This window comes from Paraflavitalea speifideaquila (assembly GCF_032395985.1).
Lineage (GTDB): Bacteria > Bacteroidota > Bacteroidia > Chitinophagales > Chitinophagaceae > Paraflavitalea > Paraflavitalea speifideaquila.
Map to the genome: position 1 here is coordinate 5,912,579 of NZ_CP135920.1, position 23,369 is coordinate 5,935,947.

General features: G+C 44.7%; 29 protein-coding genes. 9 read left to right on the plus strand and 20 right to left on the minus strand.

The window, feature by feature from the left end:
* Positions 1–346 precede the first annotated feature (346 nt).
* Complete coding sequence (locus RS881_RS40560; RefSeq protein WP_315815992.1) at positions 347–589, minus strand: WbqC family protein; 243 nt, start codon at positions 587–589, stop codon at positions 347–349.
* Positions 590–1,080: 491 nt separating this feature from the next.
* Between RS881_RS40560 and RS881_RS40565 the strand changes: the two genes are divergently transcribed.
* Entirely contained in the window at positions 1,081–1,560 is a 480-nt protein-coding gene (locus RS881_RS40565; RefSeq protein WP_315815993.1) for an LEA/WHy family protein, read from the plus strand.
* A 3,313-nt stretch (positions 1,561–4,873) separates the two neighbouring features.
* On the plus strand, positions 4,874–5,221 hold the full coding sequence (locus RS881_RS40570) for a hypothetical protein (RefSeq protein WP_315815994.1): 348 nt from the start codon (positions 4,874–4,876) through the stop codon (positions 5,219–5,221).
* Here the strand turns inward: RS881_RS40570 and RS881_RS40575 are convergent.
* Both RS881_RS40575 and pyrE read right to left on the minus strand, forming a co-directional pair.
* The gene (locus tag RS881_RS40575; protein WP_315815995.1) at positions 5,218–5,436 is read right to left on the minus strand and encodes a heavy-metal-associated domain-containing protein; all 219 of its coding nucleotides are present in this window, start codon (positions 5,434–5,436) and stop codon (positions 5,218–5,220) included. The two genes, RS881_RS40570 and RS881_RS40575, sit on opposite strands and share 4 nt — an antisense overlap.
* A 168-nt stretch (positions 5,437–5,604) precedes the next feature.
* Entirely contained in the window at positions 5,605–6,240 is a 636-nt protein-coding gene (gene pyrE / locus RS881_RS40580) for an orotate phosphoribosyltransferase (protein WP_315815996.1), read from the minus strand.
* 61 nt (positions 6,241–6,301) lie between these two features.
* Here pyrE and RS881_RS40585 point away from each other — a divergent pair, with 61 nt between their 5' ends.
* Entirely contained in the window at positions 6,302–6,934 is a 633-nt protein-coding gene (locus tag RS881_RS40585) for an NUDIX hydrolase (protein WP_315815997.1), read from the plus strand.
* 84 nt (positions 6,935–7,018) lie between these two features.
* Here the strand turns inward: RS881_RS40585 and RS881_RS40590 are convergent, their stop codons facing one another.
* The 11 genes from RS881_RS40590 to prfB form a co-directional block, all read right to left on the minus strand.
* Entirely contained in the window at positions 7,019–7,324 is a 306-nt protein-coding gene (locus RS881_RS40590; RefSeq protein ID WP_315815998.1) for a hotdog fold thioesterase, read from the minus strand.
* A gap of 141 nt (positions 7,325–7,465) precedes the next feature.
* Entirely contained in the window at positions 7,466–7,822 is a 357-nt protein-coding gene (gene coaD, locus RS881_RS40595; protein WP_315815999.1) for a pantetheine-phosphate adenylyltransferase, read from the minus strand.
* The gene (locus RS881_RS40600; protein WP_315816000.1) at positions 7,759–7,953 is read right to left on the minus strand and encodes an adenylyltransferase/cytidyltransferase family protein; all 195 of its coding nucleotides are present in this window, start codon (positions 7,951–7,953) and stop codon (positions 7,759–7,761) included. Before RS881_RS40600 ends, coaD begins: the two co-directional genes overlap by 64 nt.
* Before the next feature lie 60 nt (positions 7,954–8,013).
* The gene (locus tag RS881_RS40605) at positions 8,014–8,223 is read right to left on the minus strand and encodes an aspartate carbamoyltransferase (protein ID WP_315824761.1); all 210 of its coding nucleotides are present in this window, start codon (positions 8,221–8,223) and stop codon (positions 8,014–8,016) included.
* A gap of 130 nt (positions 8,224–8,353) precedes the next feature.
* Entirely contained in the window at positions 8,354–8,584 is a 231-nt protein-coding gene (locus RS881_RS62665; RefSeq protein WP_527250440.1) for a hypothetical protein, read from the minus strand.
* On the minus strand, positions 8,476–8,811 hold the full coding sequence (locus RS881_RS62670; protein WP_315816001.1) for a hypothetical protein: 336 nt from the start codon (positions 8,809–8,811) through the stop codon (positions 8,476–8,478). Before RS881_RS62670 ends, RS881_RS62665 begins: the two co-directional genes overlap by 109 nt.
* Before the next feature lie 202 nt (positions 8,812–9,013).
* Complete coding sequence (gene pyrR / locus RS881_RS40620) at positions 9,014–9,535, minus strand: bifunctional pyr operon transcriptional regulator/uracil phosphoribosyltransferase PyrR (RefSeq protein ID WP_315816002.1); 522 nt, start codon at positions 9,533–9,535, stop codon at positions 9,014–9,016.
* Positions 9,536–9,781: 246 nt separating this feature from the next.
* Positions 9,782–10,153, minus strand: a complete 372-nt coding sequence (locus RS881_RS40625; RefSeq protein WP_315816003.1) for a porin family protein — start codon at positions 10,151–10,153, stop codon at positions 9,782–9,784.
* A 272-nt stretch (positions 10,154–10,425) separates the two neighbouring features.
* Positions 10,426–11,880 carry an L-glutamate gamma-semialdehyde dehydrogenase gene (gene pruA / locus RS881_RS40630; protein ID WP_315824762.1) on the minus strand — a complete coding sequence of 485 codons (1,455 nt, stop codon included), beginning with the start codon at positions 11,878–11,880 and terminating at the stop codon, positions 10,426–10,428.
* 2 nt (positions 11,881–11,882) lie between these two features.
* A complete protein-coding gene (locus RS881_RS40635; protein ID WP_315816004.1) occupies positions 11,883–12,056 on the minus strand; it encodes a hypothetical protein in 174 nt (57 codons plus the stop codon).
* 36 nt (positions 12,057–12,092) lie between these two features.
* A protein-coding gene (prfB, locus tag RS881_RS40640; RefSeq protein WP_394341593.1) for a peptide chain release factor 2 occupies positions 12,093–13,185 on the minus strand; the annotation gives its coding sequence in 2 pieces (ribosomal slippage) (positions 12,093–13,124 and positions 13,126–13,185; 1,092 coding nt in all).
* A 165-nt stretch (positions 13,186–13,350) separates the two neighbouring features.
* On the opposite strand from prfB, the gene RS881_RS40645 reads away from it, so the two are divergent.
* From RS881_RS40645 to RS881_RS40655, 3 genes are all read left to right on the plus strand, one after another.
* A complete protein-coding gene (locus RS881_RS40645; protein ID WP_315816005.1) occupies positions 13,351–13,869 on the plus strand; it encodes a dienelactone hydrolase family protein in 519 nt (172 codons plus the stop codon).
* A gap of 8 nt (positions 13,870–13,877) precedes the next feature.
* On the plus strand, positions 13,878–14,186 hold the full coding sequence (locus RS881_RS40650) for a dienelactone hydrolase family protein (protein ID WP_315816006.1): 309 nt from the start codon (positions 13,878–13,880) through the stop codon (positions 14,184–14,186).
* Positions 14,187–14,467: 281 nt separating this feature from the next.
* Positions 14,468–15,286 (plus strand): hypothetical protein, encoded by an 819-nt coding sequence (locus tag RS881_RS40655; RefSeq protein ID WP_315816007.1) that lies wholly within the window; start codon positions 14,468–14,470, stop codon positions 15,284–15,286.
* Between the two features lie 22 nt (positions 15,287–15,308).
* Here the strand turns inward: RS881_RS40655 and RS881_RS40660 are convergent, their stop codons facing one another.
* Both RS881_RS40660 and RS881_RS40665 read right to left on the minus strand, forming a co-directional pair.
* Complete coding sequence (locus RS881_RS40660; RefSeq protein ID WP_315816008.1) at positions 15,309–16,094, minus strand: sensor histidine kinase; 786 nt, start codon at positions 16,092–16,094, stop codon at positions 15,309–15,311.
* Positions 16,070–16,249 carry a hypothetical protein gene (locus RS881_RS40665; RefSeq protein WP_315816009.1) on the minus strand — a complete coding sequence of 60 codons (180 nt, stop codon included), beginning with the start codon at positions 16,247–16,249 and terminating at the stop codon, positions 16,070–16,072. The genes RS881_RS40660 and RS881_RS40665 overlap by 25 nt, the downstream gene beginning before the upstream one ends.
* Positions 16,250–17,148: 899 nt before the next feature.
* Between RS881_RS40665 and RS881_RS40670 the strand changes: the two genes are divergently transcribed.
* The 3 genes from RS881_RS40670 to RS881_RS40680 all read left to right on the plus strand — a co-directional run bounded on the left by RS881_RS40670 (position 17,149) and on the right by RS881_RS40680 (position 18,880).
* The gene (locus RS881_RS40670) at positions 17,149–17,364 is read left to right on the plus strand and encodes a YqaE/Pmp3 family membrane protein (RefSeq protein WP_315816010.1); all 216 of its coding nucleotides are present in this window, start codon (positions 17,149–17,151) and stop codon (positions 17,362–17,364) included.
* Between the two features lie 145 nt (positions 17,365–17,509).
* Positions 17,510–17,941 carry an META domain-containing protein gene (locus RS881_RS40675; protein ID WP_315816011.1) on the plus strand — a complete coding sequence of 144 codons (432 nt, stop codon included), beginning with the start codon at positions 17,510–17,512 and terminating at the stop codon, positions 17,939–17,941.
* A 144-nt stretch (positions 17,942–18,085) separates the two neighbouring features.
* On the plus strand, positions 18,086–18,880 hold the full coding sequence (locus tag RS881_RS40680; RefSeq protein WP_315816012.1) for a DUF2452 domain-containing protein: 795 nt from the start codon (positions 18,086–18,088) through the stop codon (positions 18,878–18,880).
* 155 nt (positions 18,881–19,035) lie between these two features.
* On the opposite strand, the gene RS881_RS40685 is transcribed toward RS881_RS40680, so the two are convergent.
* From RS881_RS40685 to RS881_RS40700, 4 genes are all read right to left on the minus strand, one after another.
* The gene (locus RS881_RS40685) at positions 19,036–19,413 is read right to left on the minus strand and encodes a hypothetical protein (protein WP_315816013.1); all 378 of its coding nucleotides are present in this window, start codon (positions 19,411–19,413) and stop codon (positions 19,036–19,038) included.
* Positions 19,414–19,429: 16 nt separating this feature from the next.
* Positions 19,430–20,437 (minus strand): hypothetical protein, encoded by a 1,008-nt coding sequence (locus RS881_RS40690; RefSeq protein WP_315816014.1) that lies wholly within the window; start codon positions 20,435–20,437, stop codon positions 19,430–19,432.
* Positions 20,438–20,658: 221 nt separating this feature from the next.
* On the minus strand, positions 20,659–21,297 hold the full coding sequence (locus RS881_RS40695; RefSeq protein ID WP_315816015.1) for a hypothetical protein: 639 nt from the start codon (positions 21,295–21,297) through the stop codon (positions 20,659–20,661).
* Positions 21,195–23,318, minus strand: coding sequence for a DUF8740 domain-containing protein (locus RS881_RS40700; RefSeq protein WP_315816016.1), 2,124 nt, complete (start codon positions 23,316–23,318; stop codon positions 21,195–21,197). The genes RS881_RS40695 and RS881_RS40700 overlap by 103 nt, the downstream gene beginning before the upstream one ends.
* Positions 23,319–23,369 lie beyond the last annotated feature (51 nt).

The window sequence follows — 23,369 nt, forward strand, 5'->3', positions numbered from 1 at the left end:
ATAAGAAAATAACGCCTGCCCTTAGTTGTTTTAACTGGGTATTTTAGGTGCTGCCTGAATGCATTATAAAAAAAAGAATACAAAATAAGCGGGTAGAAATGCTGCAAATACCTCCCTACTTTGACCATCAAAAAAGCCCCCACTGTCAACTTCTTTTCCCATCAGTCAGCATGCCTGGACAACACCAACCGGGCATTTTTGCCCTCACAGAAAATCAAGTCCAAAATGGAGCAATGTGCAATGAAGCCCGTTCGGTCCTCAAAAACCTGCGGATAAACGATTGGATCGGGGTAATTATCCATGATAGATTTGGGTAATAACTGGCTTCTTAAGTCCAGCCATTTTGTCATATCGTAGTTGGCCAAATACTGCTTGGTAGTGCCAGTTGAAACTTCCATTCCCATTTTTTGAGTGTCCAATCCCAACAGGCCAGGTTCCAATCGACTAGAAAGTTGACCGGCTTTTGGAACAAGACTTCCAACTCATCCCGGTAAAATTCAAACCAGGGCGACCGGTTATAACAAGACACGATCGTTTTCCAATGTTGCGATTGCCAGGGGTACCGGTTGGCGATCCGCACATCCTTCATCAACCTCCGCTGACCACGTCCATCTTCCAGGGAATGCTAAGGCTAACCGGCCCGTTGGAGCCCGCGAGGGTACACCTGTTCCGAAAACTCATTTTTGCCAGTTCTCATATATGTCAAACTCAATATGTAAAAAATTATTTGCCTTATTATAGAATATAACTGGTGCAAAATATTGACTTTCAATTACTATACTATCCATACGCATAAACTAAGAAGTACTGTTTAAGGAGGTTGGAAAATTCTGTTCAAACAAGCTTTTTAAGCACATTTTATCCATCATAAAAATTCAAAATAACAGGCGATAAAAGGTTTGGAATTAGTTAACTAAACAATAAATAGTAAACTAAACAAATTAGCTGTTGATTTTGAATACTTTCACCCTGGATTTGGCTAAGCATCTCTAAACTTTTTAGCAAAGATTCTCATAAATGTACAACCCTGTTTTTGGCAGGAAAAATTTATGCCCTACTTTGTGTCCACAAAAAATAGACATGAAAAAAACGCTTCTAATAGGCCTATTCCCTATCCTCTTGTTGGCCTGCGCCAAGCCCACGGGGTTCGATTACCTGGGTGTACGGAACATTAAAGTGGTCAAATTTGGCCTGAAGGAATCGACGGTTTCGGCCGAAGTGGGATACTATAATCCCAATAAATATCCGGTCACCATGAAGCGGGCCGAGGTGGATGTTTATGTCAACAGCAACTTTTTTGGGCACAGCATTTTGGATTCTACCATCAAGATTCCGCGGAAGGATACCTTCTATTTACCGGTTGTTTTGACTGTCAATATGTCAACAACAGCCATGAGTTTAATCCAAACTTTAGGGGGTGGTCAGGATGAAGTACTCATCAAGTTGGACGGCAAAGCCAGGATCGGAAGGGGTGGAATTTTTATCAATTACCCCATAAAATATGAAGGGAAGCAAAATTGCAATTCTGAAACTTCCAGTCACCGGTATAAAATGACCTGATGGAGAGAAATAAAAAGGGGTTGTCAGCAGGTCATAAAAGACATATACAGCTAATTAACCGGTCATATCATTTTTCGTTCAATTGATGTTTTATTATTGGCTTACCCAATATCTCAATCCCAACGACACTTATTATATATATGCACATTATTAAAATGGGTCATTCTTTTCAGAATGGCCCATTTTACTTTTAACCATTTATGTCATTTTGGGCTTGAGTTAGCGCGTGCAGATAGTCTGATTTTTATGATTTCGGGCTCTTAAAGGCACCTGCTTGAGTGGGCCTAATCCGGTCTTTTGACATTCACAGGTCACCCAATTCCGGGGCGATATTTGAAGGTTACTCAATCCTTCCTCAATTCATTCCCCAATAAGGGCGCCGAATTACGGTCTTTTTTGACATTTGCCCAGGACATGGATCCGGTCTCTTTCAGTATAGCAAGCGAAGAAAAATGATAGCATGGGCGGTCAATTTTGCCCTACTTATTTTCTCATACCCAGGATTAGGAGCATGGTGGGAACAGTAAAAATGGTCGAAAAAGCCATTTTTCCCGCTACAATTAAATACCTCAAAAGGGCATTTTTGACCATTCTAATGCAGGAAACAAATCAGCCAAAAACGGACAATTTTGACCTCACTAAAAGAGCTTTGAAAATTGGTTCTACGCTCAAAAGGGAATATAAAGGTATTTGACAATTTCCTTGATAGGTCAAATTTGCCCGCTGGAAAAGGGGCAATTTGGATCGCCGATAATCAAAAATTTCGATCAAGGGCTGATAGAAAGGCCAACTCTACCGGTCAATTTTGACTTCTAACTCACACTTGCAAAAGGTCGTTTTTGACTACCTGCTGCAACCTGGATCGAGGCATAAACAAGCCCAATATGCTGAAATTCTGTAATTCTCCCTTCACTAAAGCGCCGTCAAAAACGGGCTATTCCGACTCATTTACCGACTTCAAAAGGTCATCTTTGACACCCAAGGCGTAGGCAGTTTTGCTGACTTTTTCCATTTTTTGTTGTTTTTTTCCAGGAGTGACCCATTTTGAAGCTCCTTTAAGAGGGCTTATTTGACCTTTCCAAAAAGAAAGCAGAAGGGACAATTTTGACTCTTTCTATCCGAAACAAATTGCCCAGGATCTGGCCTTTTTCGGCCAATTATACTCTCCTTATCGAACAAATAGGAGGTCATTTTTGCCGTCCAACACCCTCGCTTTACCAGGCTAAACAAACACAGTTCTGCGGAAACTCGGGGAAAATGAACCGGCGGTGGAAGGTCATTTTTGCTATCCCAAAGTCAAACCCGGGCAGTCATTTTTGCCGTACTGCAGGCGCTAAAAGTCAGCCGATCAATCGTCTTCCACTGGTCAATTATGACAGAAGGAATACTACTAAAAATGGTCATTTTTGACCAGCTCATTTTGCCTTGGACAGAGGAAATTTTACAGCAAGCCACTCCCAATATTGACTCCTGCAGGCCATATCCCCGCCTCAGGATCAGGGCAAGTTTGTCCAATTCAAGTAGGCCAGGGCAAGGTATTTAAGCCTTGTTTTTAAAAGAGAAATCTACCTTACTCCGCAAAGCAACGGGCATATTTGAGAGACAGAGGGAGGCGCCAGACAGGTCATTTATGCCTCATTCCTTATAGGGAAAATCTGCCTAAAACGCTTCTACCCTTCGGGCAAGTATGACCTTTCGGGAAGAAGCCGGAAAAGGTCGTCTTTGACCAACACAATTAGATTTGCGTAGAGTAAAATATCCTGTAGTTCTCCTTGAATACTTGATCCTGCGGCCGTTATACTACTGCATCACCTGGACAAGTTTGACTAATCTAAAGCAATCAAACATAGGTCATTAAAGCCTTGTTACTGAAGCAGTAAATCCAGCTATAATCCTCCTGCCTCCGGGTAATTTTGACACCCTAGACCGAGGCCTCCGCGTGGTCATTTAAGCCTTACTCTTAAGCGTTGAAAGCCTGCCTTTACCTTACCTATCCCCGGACAATTTTGACTAATATAACAGCGCATCTAGAAAGTCATTTACGCCATATTTTAATAGGAAAAACCTTCGGCCTAACTCCCTACAATTGGGCATACTTGGCAGCCAAGAAAGAGCTGTCTTCCGGTCATTTACGCCTTATTTCAAATACAAGAAATCTGTCCACAAACCTTCCACCCTCCGGGCAAGTATGACCTATCCGGAAGGGGGTTGAAAGGTCGTTTTTGACCAATACGACTAGATTTGCGTAGAACGAATTATCCTGTACTTCTCCCCAAATATTTGATGCTACGGCCGTTAAACTACTGCATCACCTGGACAAGTTTGACTAATCTAAAGCAATCAAACATAGGTCATTAAAGCCTTGTTACTGAAGCAGTAAATCCAGCTATAATCCTCCTGCCTCCGGGTAATTTTGACACCCCTGACGGCGGCTCCCCGGAGGTCATTTAAGCCTTACTTTTAAGCGTTGAAAACCTGCCTCCCACCTTACCCCTCCAAGGGCAATTTTGACTGGCCCGCCAGAACATCCAGGAGGTCATTTACGCCATATTTCGGTAGCAGGAAACTGAGCACCTAACTCCCCAAAGTCAGGCATTTTTGACAGTCAGCATAGAGTTGACGACCGGTCATTTATGCCTTATTCTGAATACGAAAAATCTGTCTACCAACCTTCCGTCCCCAGGCAAGTATGACCTATTTGAAAGAGGTCGAAAAAGGTCTTTTTGCCCAATACAAGGAGGTTTACACCGGGCGAAATTCTCTGCATTTTTCCTTGCATATTGACTGATCCAGCCTTTAAATTACCAGCCTCACGCAGGCAAGTTTGACCAGCTCAACATAGGTCATTTAAGACTTATGCCGGATGCAAAAAATTAGAATGCCAAGTGCCCGGTTTCCGGGCAAGTATGACCACCTGAACTGGGCCAAAGAAACCTACTTGCGTCTCCCATTCGGGCAACTTTGACCAATGAGAAGGCAAACAGAATAGGACATAGACGCCCGGCTTTGCGTGTCTTTGGGTTGGCCTCAATGGTACCTCGATGATTCCACACATCCTTCTCTTTGGGTCCTCTTTGCCTCCCCGGGCCCCGAGGAGGCAAAGAGAAGGAATCGAGGAAGCAAAGAGGACCCAATGAGGAGAAAAGGTGTCAACTCTGTTCTTCGTCCCAGAACATTCGCTGTTCGTCCCAGGTATTTCCACGGTCCGTCCCTGATTGGAAAGGGTTTTCGAGGAGAAAATGCTGTTCGTCCCAATACATTATGCATTCGTCCCAGGTTTTCGAGAAGACCAACTCATTTTTGAGAATCCGTTGTGGAAGCTGATGTACATTTGCTGTATCAGTCACTGCCAAAGGAGATTTCGCTTGGGTACAGTGGGAAGAGCGAACCTGCTAACCCTCTCCTAACGGCAGTACCTGTAAAGGGAATGAAATTGTTAGGTTCAACCTTTCATCCGGTGACAGAAGGTTTGATTTTGAACCCAAGACGGGCGTTGATCCTGGATAAAATCGCCCACAGCTCTTTGACCTGGTGTTTAAGCCTGCAACATGCTCCTGGCGTGGATTTTCCGGGATGGAGCCAAGGCATAAAAAAACGACCATCTTCCGGTAGAAAATGGTCGTTCCAACCTATTGGTGAAGGTCTTTTAGTAGCGTTTTAATGATCCATACCACCGCCGTCTTCCGTCTTTTTACAGCATTTGGGCAGCTTTTTGTAAGCTTCTGCATCAGCTGTTACATCATCTGCATCATAACCTGCATTGGCAATGGCGGTCTTAACGTTTTCGATATTGGTGCGTTCGGAAATAAAGGTAACCTTGGTCACCTTCTTTTTGAAGTCCACATTTACTTTTTGCACGCCGTCTTCGCGTTTCATGAATTCCTCAATGCGCTTTTTGCAGCTTTCGCACTGAACGGTAGGGGTTTTAATAGTGACTGTCTGGACACCTTTTTAACTTGTCCAAATCCTGCGGTCAGGATGCCAGTAATAGCAACAGCCAATAGAAATAGCTTCTTCATACAGACATAGTTTTCTCAAATATAGCTATTTCCCAGTCCAGTTGCCAGGGTCCTGGCTCCAGTTTAACAAAACCGTCTGCTGATCGGCAGATACCAATCCTTTTTCAATAGCCAGATCAATGAGAACGGGATAATTGGTAAGTGAATGGTAAGTGATAGCCGCTTTCTCTAAAGCCGCAGCAGCCACCGGAAAGCCATAAGAAAATATCGAAACCATCCCAATAACCTCCAATCCTGCGGATTTCAATACATCTACCACCTGGAGGCTACTTTTGCCGGTAGATACCAGGTCTTCAATAACAACTACTTTTTGTCCGGATGTATAAAATCCTTCTATCTGGTTACCAAGGCCATGTTCTTTTGGCTTGGGACGTACATATATATAGGGTAGTTTCAACTGATCAGCTGCCATAGCTCCCCAGGCAATACCAGCAGTAGCTACACCAGCCAGCATATCTGCTTCAGGAAACTGCCCGAAGATCACATTGCACATTTCCGATTTAATGAAATCACGGATATAAGGAAAAGACAATACCTTCCGATTATCGCAATAAATAGGGCTTTTCCAACCGGAAGCCCAGGTAAAAGGTTCTCCGGGATTTAATTTAATAGCATTAATTTGTAGTAGCTTTTCGGCTACTGCTTTTTCGTTCTGGGACATAGAGTGATTTTATTCAGTCCGGCGAAATTGGCGGTTGAACCGGGAAAATGGAAAATTATTTATGCACATCAAGATCTACTTCAACGATAAACCTTTGTTCCTAACGGATGAAATAACGCCCGATATTGAGCCATATGCCCATCATGATGATGCGATATTGATCGATGAATACTCCACCCCGGGAGTTAATTCCATGATCCATGAAATGAGGCAGGAGAAAATACATGCCGGTATCTTTGTCCACTCAAATCTTAAAGAACTGGAAAAGACATTTCGCAAAAAGTTTACGCTGGTAAAGGCTGCCGGTGGGCTGGTTTTGAATGATGCAGGTGAAGTATTAATGATGTTGCGCCGGGGTAAATGGGACCTACCCAAAGGGAAACTGGATTCCGGAGAATCACTGGAAACCTGTGCTGTTCGTGAAGTACAAGAGGAAACCGGCCTTACCAATGTATATATTGAACAGCCTTTGCTGATAACCTATCATACTTATGACGAAAGCGGCAAGCATATCTTAAAGGAGTCGCACTGGTATTTAATGAAAGCACCAGGCCAACAACCGCTTGTACCGCAATCTGAAGAGCAGATCACCGCTTTAAAATGGGTACCCGCAGGTACCGTGAAAGAATATGTAAAAAACACTTTCCCCTCTATTATTGATGTACTTCAGAAAGGTGGTTTCTTATTGCCCTGAATCAAAATCATTGTTTTGTGTACGTTGCGCAGTACAGTTTGTTGTAGATAAGAGTAGCCTAAAAGAGGGAGCCTTCATAAGGCTTTATCGCTTAGGTAAAACAGCAACAGTAAGACGGCTAATACATATCAGTTTATTCCTTTCATCCTGTATCCTGATATCCCAAACATGGGTGGAAGCACCAATATGAATGGGGGTGGTAGTACCGATAACAAAACCTTCCCGTACACCTCGAATATGGTTGGCATTTATTTCCAACCCAACGCAAATAAACTTTTCCTGATCGATCACTAAGGCCGATGCAATACTACCCAAAGTCTCGGCTAATACGCAGGAAGAACCACCGTGCAATAAACCATAAGGCTGTTGGGTGCGATGATCTACGGGCATGCGTCCTTTAAGAAGTCAGGGCCTACTTCCGTAAATTCAATACCAATTTGCTCTGCAATGGTACCCTTGCAGAGGGGCTGAATATCGTGGACTTCTATGGATTTGTGAAACCAGATCATATTGTGAATCGTGGGTCGTAAATCAGATCTCGTATTTCTTTCTTTGCTCCAGGGATTTGGCTACTACATCGGGAAGGAATTTCATCACATCACCACCATTTCTCAATACATCCCTTACCAGGGTAGAAGCTACAGAAGTAAATTGAGGAAGGCAGGTAAGAAAAATAGTTTCAATATTAGTGTCCAGGCTGCGGTTCATATCAGCAATGGCCTTTTCGTATTCAAAATCATTGACGTACCGGATACCGCGCAAAATGAAGTTGGCGCCTACTTTCTGGCAGCAATTCACGGTAAGGCCTTCATACAATACAGCACTTACTTTTGAATTGTCTTTATAGATTTCCTGGATCCAGTTAATACGCTGCTCATCAGAAAACATGGGGTTTTATTGATGTTGCGTCCAATACCAATAACGAGTTTGTCAAACAAAGGCAGGGCCCGGTTAATAATATCCAGGTGACCAATGGTAATGGGATCAAAAGTTCCGGGAAATAAAGCAATTCGTTGCATAAGAAGATTTTAAGGAACAAGGCTTGAAAGGCAAGATACAGAGAACATTGTGCATTATCCTCAATTCATGCTTCCTCTTCCGCCTGAAAGGAGGTATAGAGCAGCCATACGAACAGCTACGCCATTTTCCACCTGTTGCAGGATAATAGATTGCTTACTATCTGCTGCATCACTATCCAGTTCCACGCCTCGATTGATAGGGCCTGGGTGCATGATCACTACTTCTTTATTAAGGCTATCCAGTAATTGTTTATTGATACCGTAAGCCAGGCTGTATTCGCGAAGAGACGAAAAAAAGTACCTGGTTTTGTCTTTCCAACTGAATACGCAAGACGTTGGCTACATCACACCACTCAATGCTTTTCGCAGGTTGTATTCAACACGTACATCAAAGGCCTCTTTAATATACTTGGGTATTAGTGTGGGGGCCAGCCACCATGATCTCGGCACCCATTTTCTTAAGCAGGTAAATATTGCTCATGGCAACGCGGGAGTGCATGATATCGCCAATAATGGCAACTTTCAGGCCTTCCAGCTTACCCAGTTTTTCGCGTATGGAAAAGGCATCGAGTAATCCCTGTGTAGGATGTTCATTGATTCCATCGCCGGCATTGATGATGGCGGCTGGGATATGTTTGGCCAGGAAATGGGGGCGCCACTGGCGCTATGCCTCATCACCACCATATCCACTTTCATGGATAATATATTGTTGACTGTATCCAATAAGGTTTCACCCTTGGAAACAGAGGAGCCGCTGGCGGTAAAATTAATGGTATCGGCGCTAAGACGTTTTTCAGCCAATTCAAACGATATCCGGGTGCGGGTAGAGTTCTCGTAGAAGAGATTCACGATGGTCACATCCCGCAGGAAGGGACTTTTTGATGGGTCTCTGCAATACCTCTTTGAATTCCGTAGCAGTATCTAAGATAAGCTGGATGTCTTGTGGGGTAAGATCCCTGATGCCGAGCAGATGTTTAACTGAAAGTTGCATGTCGGGCAGCAAAATTAGGGCAAAATACAATAAGGTACAAAATAAGGTATCGCACAGATTACTAACATCTTAGAGTAATACAACCTCTTCTTTTCCATCCTTTTCTTTCCAAAATACTTTTACTTTCTGCGATACGATGGAATCAATGGATTTCCCTACATAATCAGCCTGAATAGGGAGTTGACGGCTGAAACGGCGGTCGATGAGGATGCACAACTCCACTTTGGCGGGGCGTCCGAAGCCCATTAATGCATCCAGAGCAGCCCTGATGGTACGTCCGGTATACAGTACATCATCAATGATCACTACATTCTTATTTTCAATGCTAAAGGGGATATCTGTATGGTTGGGTGCGTGGAGGGAACCGCGGATATCATCACGGTAAAAGGTAATGTCCAGTTTGCCATATTTTACCAGTTCCGGCGGAACCAATTCACGTATTTCACGCACGATCTGATCGGAAACGAAAATACCCCGGGGCTGAATGCCTATCAGCACCGTATTCTCCAGGTTTACGTGGTTTTCCAGTATCTGGTGGCCCAGGCGCTTGATGGTTATAGCCAGCTGCTGTTCGTTCAATACCGTTTTCATGTAAATATTATTATTCTCCTCAAAGCCAGCTGACGGACAGCCCGGTGCCTAAAAAGAAAAATTTCCATAAAAGTAAGAAAACCACTGCCAATGACAGTGGTTTTCTCCTAAAGAATATGTTTAGGCCACCAGGGCCTGTACATTAGAATGATCCAAGGGAATAAGCAACCCCGATCTGTAATACGCTGTTACGTACTTTGCCGGCATAGCCGGATACATCGGTTAAGCCCAAATTGTACCGAAGGCCTACACTTGCCTGGTGGTAAAATTAAAACCAGCGCCAAATCCCCAGGATATATCTACTGATTTGTAAGCACTGTTAACGCTGTGAACACGGCCATCTTCCTTCACTTTGGCATTTATTAAAAAACCCAATTGAGGACCCGTCTCAGCATAAAAACCTGAAGAATGGTTATACAGTCCCAATACAGGTACCTTCAGGTAATTAAGACGCAGCTTGGTATCCTCCCCTTCATCTTCAAACTTTGCACCCTGCCTGGAGAATACCAATTCGGGCTGCAAACTAAAGCTTTCCACCAAGGGAATATTGGCAAAACCTCCTACATGAAAACTTAGTTTCATGTCATTATTCTTCCCATTTCCAGCGACGTTAGCCAACGTTAGATCCACTTTTAACACCGAGCTTAATTTGTGCCTGCCCAATAAGAAAAGAACCAGCACATACAATCAATAAGAATTTTTTTTTCATGACTTTTAGTTTTTCCGGACTTTTCACCGGAGTGATTTGAAATATGATGCGCAAAACTATAAGAAAACAAACCCACAACATATACGTTCATTGGATTCCCGGGAGTACAAGCAACAAAAAGCTGTACCTGGAGGTACAGCCTCTCAACTTATTTGCCTTAAGTTGTATCAAAACCTGACGGTTATGCTTCTGCCAGGAATGAATACCGATAGTCGGTAGGAGGATTGAATGTTTCTTTAATGGTTCTGGCACTTAACCAGCGATAAAGATTTAGAATGGAACCTGCTTTATCATTGGTGCCTGAAGCGCGGGCGCCGCCAAATGGTTGTTGACCTACTACAGCACCAGTGGGCTTGTCATTAATATAGAAATTACCAGCAGCATTCCTCAATTGATTGGTGGCCTGTTCTACCGCAGCCCTGTCTTGCGCAATGATAGAACCAGTAAGCGCATAGGGAGAGGTATTGTTTACCAGGTCCAGGGTCTCCGTGAATTTTTCAGCATCGTATACATATACTGTTAGTACAGGTCCAAAGATCTCTTCGCACATGGTTACGTATTGAGGGTCTTTAGCTTCAATAATGGTAGGTTGAATAAAATAGCCTTTCGACTTATCACAATCGCCTCCTACCCATATTTCGGCTTTCTTATCGGCTTTGGCATTGTCGATATACGATTTGATCTTATCAAAGCTTTTTTCATCGATCACGGCATTTACAAAGTTGGTAAAATCTTCTACCGTACCAATTTTAAAGCTCTTCAATCCCTCAATAAGCTTTTGCTTTACTTCAGCAGCTATATTAGAAGGGATGTAAGCACGGGAAGCGGCTGAACATTTTTGACCCTGGAATTCAAAAGCACCACGTAACAATGCAGTTACTACGGCATCAGGAAGGGCGCTCTTATGGGCTACCACAAAATCTTTCCCGCCAGTTTCACCCACTATCCTTGGATAAGAGCGATAGGAAGCCATGTTTTTCCCAATGGTTTCCCACATATTGTTGAATACGCCTGTAGATCCGGTAAAATGTACACCGGCAAATTCGCGGTGGCCAAAACATACTTTACCTAAGGTAGGACCATCAACATATACCAGGTTGATGACGCCATCGGGCAAGCCAGCTTCCTGCATAATACGCATAAACATCTGTGCTGAATAGATTTGGGTATTGGCGGGTTTCCAAACCACCACATTACCACACATGGCAGCAGAGGTAGGCAGGTTGCCACCGATAGCGGTGAAATTGAAAGGCGTTATAGCCAATACAAAACCTTCGAGCGGCCGAAATTCGAGCCGGTTATGAATGCCGGGGCCACTAATGGGTTGTTGTTTATAGATCTCACTTAAGAAGTGAACATTGAATCGCAGGAAATCGATGATCTCGCAGGCGCTGTCGATCTCAGCCTGGTAAGCATTCTTACTTTGCCCCAGCATGGTAGTACCATTCATATAGGGGCGGTATTTGGTAGCAATAAGATCAGCTGCCTTGAGGAATATATTGGCGCGGTTTTCCCAGCTCATAGCTGCCCAGCTGTCTTTAACAGCCAGGGCTGCGTCAATAGCCTGTGTAATATGTTGTTCTTCACCAGCATGGAAATAGCCAAGTGTATGAGCTATTTCATGGGGAGGGTGAATGGCTACTTTTTACCGGTACGCACTTCTTTACCGCCTATGTACATGGGTATATCGGCTTCCTGGCTCTTCAATTCAGCCAATACTTCTTTCAGCCTTTTCTTTTCCGGTGAACCGGGGCCATAATTGAGTACAGGCTCATTAACAGGGATTGGATAGGAAAAATAACCTAAGCTCATAGTTCAAGTAGTTTATTATAGTAGATTTTTCATGAATTAACTCTGTGTTTCTTTCTCCATCATGAGGTAAGCTTTGATGAAGCCATCTAATTCGCCATCCATGACGGGCTGCACATTACCTACTTCAAAATCGGTACGGTGATCCTTGATCATCTTATAGGGATGGAAAACATAGCTGCGTATCTGGCTACCCCACTCTATCTTCTTCTTATTGGCATTGGCTGCATTTTTCAGGGCCTCCCGCTTACGCATTTCCTCTTCATACAAACGGCTTTTCAGCATCTGCAAGGCCATTTCCCGGTTTTCGCCCTGGGTACGGGCTTTCTGACATTCAACGATGATGCCGCTGGGAATATGTTTCAGGCGTACGGCCGTTTCTACCTTGTTTACGTTTTGACCACCCTTACCACCACTGCGGTAAAACTCCCATTCCAGGTCGGCGGGATTAACAGCCACTTCAATACTATCATCCACCAGGGGGTATACATACACCGAGGCAAAGGAAGTATGACGGCGGGCATTGGAGTCAAAAGGAGAAATTCTAACCAGGCGGTGTACCCCGCTTTCGGCTTTCAGGAAGCCATAGGCAAAGGGACCATCAAACTGAAGGGTAGCGCTTTTAACGCCGGCTCCATCGCCATCCTGCCAGTCGAGCTCAGTGACCGACCAACCTTGCTTTTCCCCATACATACGGTACATCCGGGCCAGCATTTCGGCCCAGTCCTGACTTTCCGTACCGCCAGCGCCGCTATTGATCTGCAATACGCCGGGCAATTCATCTTCGGGTTGATTCAGGGTACTTTTAAACTCCGCCTCTTCGAGCTGTTGCAGGGATTTCTGATAGGCTTCCCGGGTTTCTTCCTCAGAGGCTTCGGCGGCTTTCCAAAAATCGAAAAGCACAGCAAAATCCTCTACAGAAGCTTCGGATTGCTCATATAGTTTTACCCAGTACTCATTCAGCTTAATGTTCTTGAGGATCTCGGTAGCGCGTTTATTATCGTCCCAAAAGCCGGGAGATAAAGACAATTGTTTATCCTGGTTTATCTTATCACGTCTGTTATCGACGTCAAAGAAACCTCCTCAGGACCACCACACGGTCCCTCATAGCCTTGATTGATTCTTGTGTCATAAGGGCGCAAAGATAAGGATTAGTTGATTTGGGTGCTAGGGATCAAACAGGCATAATAATTATAGTTAAGTATTGACCAAATACGGATAAAAGGAAGGGGATATTTAACTTTTAGACGAACTTCAGGGCCCCAAAAACCAATTAACCATCAAAATCAGCTCAATTATGAAATATGTTTCTTTATTGCTAACCCTACTGATAGCGAATCATTTCCTGGTAGGTTGTAATGACCAGCCAGCCCAGCATGATGCAGCAGGCGCTAAAACCGAGCCAGTACTCATCAAGGAAGAAGCTGCCAATTATACTGCCGATACCGCCAAACTGATTGGTTTTGTGGCTTATAATGAAAATGATACGGCCAGGCGCCCTGCTGTATTGGTCATACCGGAATGGTGGGGGTTGACAGAATATCCTAAAATGCGGGCACGGCAACTGGCCAACCTGGGTTATATAGCACTGGTAGCTGATATGTACGGGAATGGCGTTGTAGCAGATAGTCCCGCCCTGGCAGAAAAATATGCTACTCCTTTTTATACCAATCCGGCCCTGGCAGGTTCACGTTTCATGGCTGGTCTGAATAAGCTGAAAAGCTATCCACAGACGGATACCACTAAAATTGCAGCCATTGGTTATTGCTTTGGAGGTTCGATGGTATTAAATGCCGCCAAAATGGGAGCCCCCTGACAGGCGTTGTGAGCTTCCATGGGGATCTGCGAGGAGTACCTGCAGACAAAAACCTGCTGAAAGCTAAGATCCTCGTATGTCATGGCGCTGCTGATAGTTATGTACCACAAGAACAGGTAGATGCCTTTAAAAAGCAAATGGATGCTATCGGAGCAGATTATACATTTAAAGCCTATGCTGATGCGAAACACGCTTTTACCAACCCAGGTGCAACCCTAACAGGACAACGTTTTAACATGCCCATTAAATACAATGCAGCTGCTGACACTGCTTCCTGGAAGGATATGCAGGATTTCTTCAATAGGATATTTAAATAATCGTTATATCGACACCGTATAGCTGAAGGGCTATCAGAAAAATATGTTAAGGGACAATCCCGGCCGCGATGATCTTTACCAATTGAACAATGCAGCGCGCAAAATGCAACAGGTATTGCGCAGCGACCGGATAAACTACCACAGGGTACTGATTAACAACTGGCATATAGAACCCCAGTACATTTTATGTTCCGTTATCTTGATGATCGTTATACGTCAACTTATATGACCTATAATAACGGTTTTCCAGCAGGAAGTAGCTGGAATGAAATGTACTGGAAGTGAAGCGGATTTTTCCCTTTGTCACCAGCACTGTTGATGTTTTTCGACTGACGGATCCGAATCATCCTACCAGTCTGAAGCTCTTTGCCTCTTATGCCCAAACAAATAGCTTTGGAGACGTATCCACTCCATTGAATAATAATACATACATCCCTGATGTAAATCCATTTTATACGGTGGGTGGCGGTATCTACTTTCCTCCCACAACCACAGATCCGAACCATGCTTACTGGACATTGCAGGCAGGCACTCGTTTGGGCCTGTCTAATAACCGGTTATCAATAAACTATCAGTATGAACGGCGGCATTTTCGTGCCATGGTGATGACTTATTTACCACCATCAACTTACCGGTACATTTTTTCCAATGTCAATGGAACCACGCATCATTTAGGGATCAATGCAACACTGCCGAATAAGAACTCCCTGTTCTGGCTCACAGGCATTAATGCCACCAGTATAAAAAGTAAAACAGTAGACCCCATTAACTATTATGTTGACCATAACGTAACTGGTGATCTCAACAGCGATAAAACAAGCTGGACCGACGGTTGGGTAAACCGGATTTCCTGGAAGCAAATTTCTGCTGGTATAGATATCGTTTATTACTTCAATCCTGATCTGCTTCCCATGATTCCCGGAGAAAGCAAGGAGGAGGCGATCTCCATACAGAACGTATATGTTGGTTATAAACTTCCTCTGAAAAAGACCCAGGGGCTGGAATTATATGCTGCTTGCAGCAACCCCGGCCAGGATAAAGATTACAGCATCACCGGCAACAGGAACTATTATGGTTTGGGTATAAAAGCTATTCTTTAACGTACCAGGCATTCACTCTTCTTTAGGTTACCTGGTTATCATAACGTGGCAAGGTAAAGGAGAATATACTACCCTTGCCTGGTTCACTTTCAACAGTGATATCGCCCCCATTCTTTGCCAGGAATTCCTTGCAAAGTTTGAGGCCCAGGCCGGTACCGGTTTCATGATTGGTTCCCTTGGTTGTATAATAGGCCTCTCCAAAAATACGCTGCATATTTTCCCGGCTCATGCCAATGCCTGTATCCTGCACAAATACCTCAATTTGCCTGGATTTTTCAGTAGCGCCCACATACACGGTACCGTGTTTGGGGGTGAATTTAATGGCATTGGACAGCAGGTTACGCAGTACCAGGCTTACCATTTCACGATCGGCATAGCAATATACCGGCTCATCCAACTTTGACTCCAGGTACACTTCTTTATTTTCAGCTTGTAGTTGTAATAGTTGTAATACTTCAATAACCATCCTTTGGACATCGAGCACCTCCGGATTCACGGTAGCGTGTTTCATCTGTGTTTTGGCCCATTGGAGCAGGTTTTCCATTAAGCTGGTGGTATAGTTCATTTCGGTAGCAATGCCCGGCACCATATCCAATATCTCCTGGGAAGATAGTTTGTAGCGTTGCATGTTGTAAAACAGGTTGCGTAATGCGTACATGGGCGTTTTAAGATCATGCGCTATGACCGAAAACAACTTGTTCTTTACCTGGTTCAGCTCCGTCAGTTCCCGGGTTTGCTGTTCTAATAAAGCGGCCTTTTCAGCAATCACCTGTTTTTGTTTGCCTATTTCCAGGTTACGCCGGTGCAATTCCCTACTTTTTCCGAGGAGGCTGAATTGGTAATCAGCATTCTCTTTTTTATAAGGAACAAGGTATAGAAGATAAAGCCAAGGGCGGTAACATGGTGGAATACATATAGCCAGAAATTAACGGTAGCCAGGCGGAAATAATAATCATGCGGCATTACGGCGGCGATGATGTAACAAGCAGCCGACCAACAAAAGGCAAATACGATGCTGGTAAACTTTTGGAGGAAAAACGGCCATCACGCCATACAGGATAAAGAACAAAGAAACACCTGCATCTACTTTACCGAGGTATACCAGGCAAGTAACAATGGGATATACGCTAAAATAGATGAGTCGCGAGGCTTCATAGTATTGCTCATAAGTAAGCCATAAAATAATGATACCGATGGCGAGCGGGGAGCATACTACATACCATACCAGGGGGGAAGATGGTCATTACTGAAAAGCCCGGCCAGGGTTAACACCAGGCCAGCCACCATACTGAAAATGTTAAGCTGATTAAAGATGCTTAACCTGCGTTTTTCGTATTCCTCCATCGCATTGGTAATACCAATGGATTTAAGGAAGTTCCAATAATGCAATAATGCCTGCCCAAAAGGTTGGATAGCGGACGATTTCGCAGGATTGAATTTATAAAAACGTATCAGGGTTGGGTGGTTTTAGAGATATAAGGAAAGATAGTTATAAAAGATTTGATCTGCAAGTACCCTGGCGCTGTTCCGCGCATTTATGCCCTGAATTTTGACCCTGATCATGAATACACCAAAGAGGTGGGGAATTAATTCATGGTTGGAAATCAAAAATATATGTTAAATTCATAGTATTAAATTCCAAAATTAATCACTATGAAAAGACTTATTATTTACCTACTTGCATTGTTAATCCTGATTAGTACAGTAACACCCGCAAGCATGGCGGCTAGCACTTCTGTGCCTGTTCCCGCTACAGTACCTGCCAGTTCTGAACCAGATCCCAATGCCGTAAAGGATGCGATGAAGGATTTTAAAATCTGCCCCGCAGTGAAAGGAGGTCCCGCCTGAAAGAAGCCAAGAAATTGTTTAAACTATACAAGGCTGATAAAAAGGCTGGCAAGGACGCAGAGACTGACCAGGTATTACTGGCTATCCTGGCCATTTTATTACCGCCATTGGCTGTATACCTTAAGGAAGGCACCATCAACAGCAAATTCTGGATCAGCCTTATCTTGACCCTGATCTTCTGGATTCCTGGCGTTGTTTATGCTTTACTGGTAGTATTTGACGCAGCTTAATAGCTTTTCTGCCTCAATGTATGTCGAGTTTCTGCCTTATTCCAAGTAGAAGTTCTTTTTTATCTCCCCTAAAAAATGTTAATCCTTTTGCCGTAGTATGTATGTACCGTTGTAACAGCATCTTTCCACCAACAAAACATAGACTATGCAAAAGGTATTATTCTTTCTGGCAGTTATTGCGCTCCTGGCAGGTTGTACGCCCAGGAACAGGCCTTCCACGGATGGAGGAGCCAATAGTACACTCACCAATACAAGATGGAAATTAACCGGGCTGAGCAGTATGCCCAATGGATTACCCAAGTTATCCAAAGATGTATTTCTGCAATTAGATACGGGCCGTGTCAAAGGCTTTGGCGGCTGTAACAACTATTTTGGAGGTTATACTACCCACGAATCACACCTTAGCTTTACAGGTGTAGCCAGTACCAAAATGTTTTGCCAAAATGCTATGGATACTGAGTCCAAGCTATTCCAGGCACTCAATACCACCAGTCATTATCGCATTACCGGAACTAAACTCGAGTTGTTAAAGGACCAGGAACTGCTGGCTACATTTGAAGCATTGTACCTACAGTGATGTGTATCGCCCTTCGGCAATTAGCATTCTTCTGCTTCGGTGGGCCATGAACCGTCAATCAGTAATCGCTTGCTTCAACAGTATGAAGCTGTTAAATATACCTGCCGGTTTTTAAAAGACTGGCAGGTTTTATATTTTTGAGACATGATACAGGCCTATAATTTCCTATCCAGTTGGCAGCTGTTTCCAGAAAAAGGCATCTATGAGTTTGGAGACAGGCCACGGTCTGGCATCTACAAGATGGAAGCTGTGGAAAACGAACGGTTATTATCAATTAACATGAATTGGGTAACCATAGAGAACCAGGCATTTGAGTCAAAATATACGCTGGTACCAGACGGACAGGAACATAGTTTTGAAAACCCGGAGATAGCCGATACCAGTAAAGCTACCTTCATTGATGGTATTACCTTTGAAACGCTGTTCTACAAGGATCATAAGCCAGTATTGCAGGTAATGAATGAGCTGATGCCGAATGGCTATATGAAAATAACCCAAAAAGGATATACCCCTGCTCAACGGGAGTATACCAATGTGGAATATTACCATAAGCAAATGAGTGTACTGCCTTATTCAGCTTCTATAGCGGGGGCCCTGATCAAACCAACAGAGGAAGGGGTGATCCGTCATAAAGCGCTTACTGCCATGGAAGAACAAACGAATATGCAGCTGGGTCAGATACGTAAACAAATAGAGCTACTGGCTTTACAGGCCCAGGAAATACAGAAACGCAAGGAACTATCACTGGTCATTTATGGCGCCAAATTGAATTTTGCCCCCGTGATCGGGCAAACCTATTACCTGTATGAAAAGCAAGACGGCAGTCACTTGCTGTCGCTGGTAAGTCCGCGCGAATGGGGCGGCGGAGCCGGGCCTTATAAGCGTTTTGTAGCAGCGGTGAAATTACTGGCCGATCATACCTGGGTGGAAGTGGTATAAAAATTATTAAGCGTTTTTATTGGTTCGCAGGCACTTTTTAACTTCCTTTGGCGCAACCGGCTTGGTTGTATTGGATTTTGTTTCAGGCGCTTGTTTAGTTGCTGCTGGCTCTACCGCACCGCCTTGTGTAGGCAAGGGGCCATTGGCAGGTGGAGTTAGCTTTTGTCCACCTGGTTTCTGATCACTGGGCAAAGTGGAGCCAGCTGACTGTGATCTGGCCGTACTGCGGGCAGTACTTTTGAAATTTCCTCCACCGCCCCCTGGGCAAAACGCATTTCCTTGATGGTTCCTTTTTTCAGTTGCATGCCACTGCTTTCGCTGTGGTTCTCTGCTTGTTCTGCAACCGTAGCCCTTCTTAGCGCCTTTGGTTTCTCAGGTGCATATTGTAATCCCGGTACCCGATTGTTGAGGTATTGTTTTCCGAGGCTTTCGCCTGTATTTCTTTTCTCATCATCCTGCGCATTGGCAATGAAGGCATGGCCCAGCAATACCATCACAGCGATCATTACTTTATATTGTTGTTTGAATGTCATACGTGTTTTTTAGCGTTTATTTAATGCTTACCAATACATTGATCTTTCCTATACCTGGGGTATTGTAATCTTGCAGGGCTTTGCCTATTACCTGCCCAACTTTAACTTTATCGGGATCGGCTTTCATGGCTACACCGCTGATAGAGGAGGTAACGATCAGGTCGCCTCGTTTGATGGCTCCACCTTCTGTGCACACTTTAGTAGGTAACACGCCAATGATACCCATGGGGATCTTGCCAGTCAAATCGCTATCAATGTGTTCTTCCGTAAGCAAAACGCCTGGTTTGGTAGCATAAACACCCGCCACCAGCATTGAATAAGGCAGGGCAGATTTTTCAACAGCACGGTCTTTATTGGTGGAGATAATCAATACGTCTCCTGCTTCATATTGTTCAATTTCACCGTTCACATCAAAAACCTCGGCAACGTCCGCTCCACTATTTTGAGTACCGCCATTAAAGAAACCTCTGCCTGCTGAATTTATTCTGGCTACATTGACTGTTCCCGGATTACCGCTTTTAAAGAGAGCTATGGAACCATTGCTATGTTGTTCTACTGTTAGTACAGGGTTGGTATTGGCGGCATTAAAGTTTACAAAACGGCTGGCCCTGCCATTAGCGAAATTGGGGACCCAACCAAAAACAGCGGTACCTGTTCCATTAACGGTGCTTTCAACACCGTCACCTCCATTAGACGCATTGGCTGTTACGCCATTACCATTCCCTTCGGCCAAGGCTATCACTGCAGGACCATTTCCTGCAGGGTTAGAAGAATGGAACAGACCGGCAAATCCACCAGTACCGGAGGATATACCATATACCCCTGCAGTTCCAAAATTGGAAAATATGGAATTCACTTCTCCCTTCACTGCCGGAGACGTACCAGTGGTACGGTCTACCTTGAAATCACCAGCGGTACCATTACCTACTGTTTTCACCGTAACTACGTTGTTATTGTTGCCTTCATTGAATATCTCGAACCTGCCGGCACGTCCCTGGGAGAAGGTAGGGACCCAGGCATACATAGCTGTGCCTGACCCATCAATATTGGTCTCTACACCATTTCCGTCTTTACCGGCATTGGCTGTGATGGCATTACCATTGCCATCTGTCAGCGCTATCAGTGATGCGCCATTGCCAGCCGGGTTGGATGCATAGAAGAGACCTGCACGACCGCCGGTTCCCGAAGAAATACCAAATACACCCGCTGCACCGAAGTTGCCGAAAATGGTATTTACCTCTGCTCTTACGGCAGCACCAACACTGTTGGTATTATCGAGTAAAAGGATGAAGCATTACCGAGGGTATTATCCGGAATATTACCATTGCTGTTGGACTCCACTTCAAGTATGTTTGCATCAGTATTGGTCGCATTGAAGTTTTCAAACCTGCCGGCCCGGCCGGTGCTACCGTTCACTCCTACCTGTCCTAATACACCTACGCCGGTATTGCTGGTATTGGTGGCTATGAATCCACGCACGCCATATCCTCCGCCATCATTACGGCCCACTACAGCGCCTGCAATATCGCTGGTATTGCGACCTACTACCGCTTCACCACCACCTGAATTATCACCTATAATACCAGCCGAGCTTACCGCACTTGTAATACCATGTACAGCAAACCCAGCTCCTGTGGAGCTAAATACACCTTTACCATTGCCCGAGCTAGATACATTAACAACTGTACCATTACCCAAAGAACTAACATTTAGTGCATTGTTGTTATTGGCGTTATTGAAAATGGAAATGCTGGCTGGTATGCCATTGTTGGAAGTAGCAGTTAAGCCCGTCCCGGCATTGCTGTTGGCATAGACGCCGGTGCCTGCACCTGATGAATTTCCATAAACACCCAGTCCGTTGGGGAAACTCCATACACGCCCCATCCGGAACCTGCTTGAGAGCCCCACACACCAATACCAAGGCCACCTGTACCATTATTGATACCACGTACTGCAGCGGAAAAACCGCCCGGGGAAGCAGAAGACACAATACCACGTATAGCACTGATACTACTACTTGTTGTATTATTCACCCCTTCCACCGATGTACCATCGCCAGCATTGGTTATTGAAAATAAAGTGCCTGCATTGTTTTCCAGTGTTATATAAGGCAGGGTAAATCCGCCACCGCCGAGGGCCGCGGGTGCCCAGTTAGCCCCATCATATTTTAACACTTGTCCGGCCAATGGTGCAACGGCTGATACACCAACGCTCTGGATCTTTGCCACAGTAGGATTGGGATAAGCGCCACTTAGGTCACCACCTGCAGGGCCACTGGGTGGCAAGGTAACACCCGGGGCGATCTTTACCTGCGTTATTGAAGCATCTGCCAGTTTGGGTGTTGTAATATTTGCATCCAACACCTTAACGGTAGTAACAGCATCGTCGGCCAGTTTGGCGGTTGTGATATTTGCATCTACTACTTTGCTGGTTGTCACTGCATCGTCGGCGAGCTTTGGTGTTGTAACGGAGCCATCAGCCAGTTTGGCTGTGGTGATATTCGCATCTACTACTTTGGCTGTGGTTACTGCATTATCGGCAAGCTTTGGCGTTGTAACGGAGCCATCAGCCAGTTTGGCTGTGGTGATATTCGCATCTACTACTTTGGCTGTGGTTACTGCATTATCGGCGAGCTTTGGCGTTGTAACAGAGCCATCAGCCAGTTTGGAAGTTGTGATATTCGCATCTACTACCTTGGCTGTGGTTACTGATCCATCGGCTAGTTTGGGAGTAGTTACAGAACCATCAGCCAGTTTGGAAGTTGTAATATTCGCATCTACTACCTTGGCTGTTGTTACTGATCCATCGGCTAGTTTGGGAGTAGTTACAGAACCATCAGCCAGTTTGGAAGTTGTGATATTCGCATCTACTACCTTGGCTGTTGTTACTGATCCATCGGCTAGTTTGGGAGTAGTTACAGAACCATCAGCCAGTTTGGAAGTTGTAATATTTGCATCTAGTATTTTGGCAGTGGTTACTGCATTAACAAGAATAGTGGGATTGGGATAGCTACCTGTCAGATCGCCACCTGCGGGGCCGCTGGGAGGCAGGGTTACACCGGGACCTATTTTAATTTGAGTAACAGATCCATTCCCCAATTTAGGGGTGGATACAGCACCATCCGCTAATTTAGGAGTTGTGATATTAGCATCTAGTACTTTGGCAGTGGTTACTGCATTGTTAGCAATTTTAGCTGTCACAACTGCATTGGGGGCAATAGTGGGATTGGGATAGGTGCCTGTGAGATCGCCACCTGCGGGACCGCTGGGAGGCAGTGTTACGCCGGGACCTATTTTAACTTGAGTAACAGATCCATTCCCCAATTTAGGGGTGGTTACAGCACCATCCGCTAATTTAGGAGTTGTAATATTTGCATCTACTACTTTGGCCGTAGTCACGGCATTGTTGGCAATTTTAGCAGTCACTACTGCATTGGCGGCAATAGCCGGATTTGGGTAAGTACCGCTAAGGTCTCCACCTGCCGGACCTGTTGGTGCACCGCCTGAAGAATGCAAAGCATAGGGTACTGATAATAGTTGTGACGTGCCAAGGGTGGTAAATGCATTGCCGTTATCGGGATCTACTTCTACCTGCATAAATTTAGCGCCACCTCCCCAGTTAATACCAGCTACGGTACCGGTTACGTTGGTTGCACCTCCGCTTCCTACCTGTACGTAGAACAAGCCTACAGGATTGGTTGTTACAGAACGGGTTTCAGAATACACGATCGCTCCTGCAGCAGAACCATCCCGGATACTTAGCCTTAGCTTAATAGCTTTATTGGGAAGAACATTACCTACGGAATTGCGGGCTACTCCCTGGTAATTTAAGAGGTTGGGGGCCTGCCCTATGGTGATCATAAATACCAGTTGCAATACAAGGAGTATGCATAAAAATCGCTTCATAGTTTGATGTGTTTTGTGGTTAGAGAGATGCTATTTGATCAACCTGCAGGT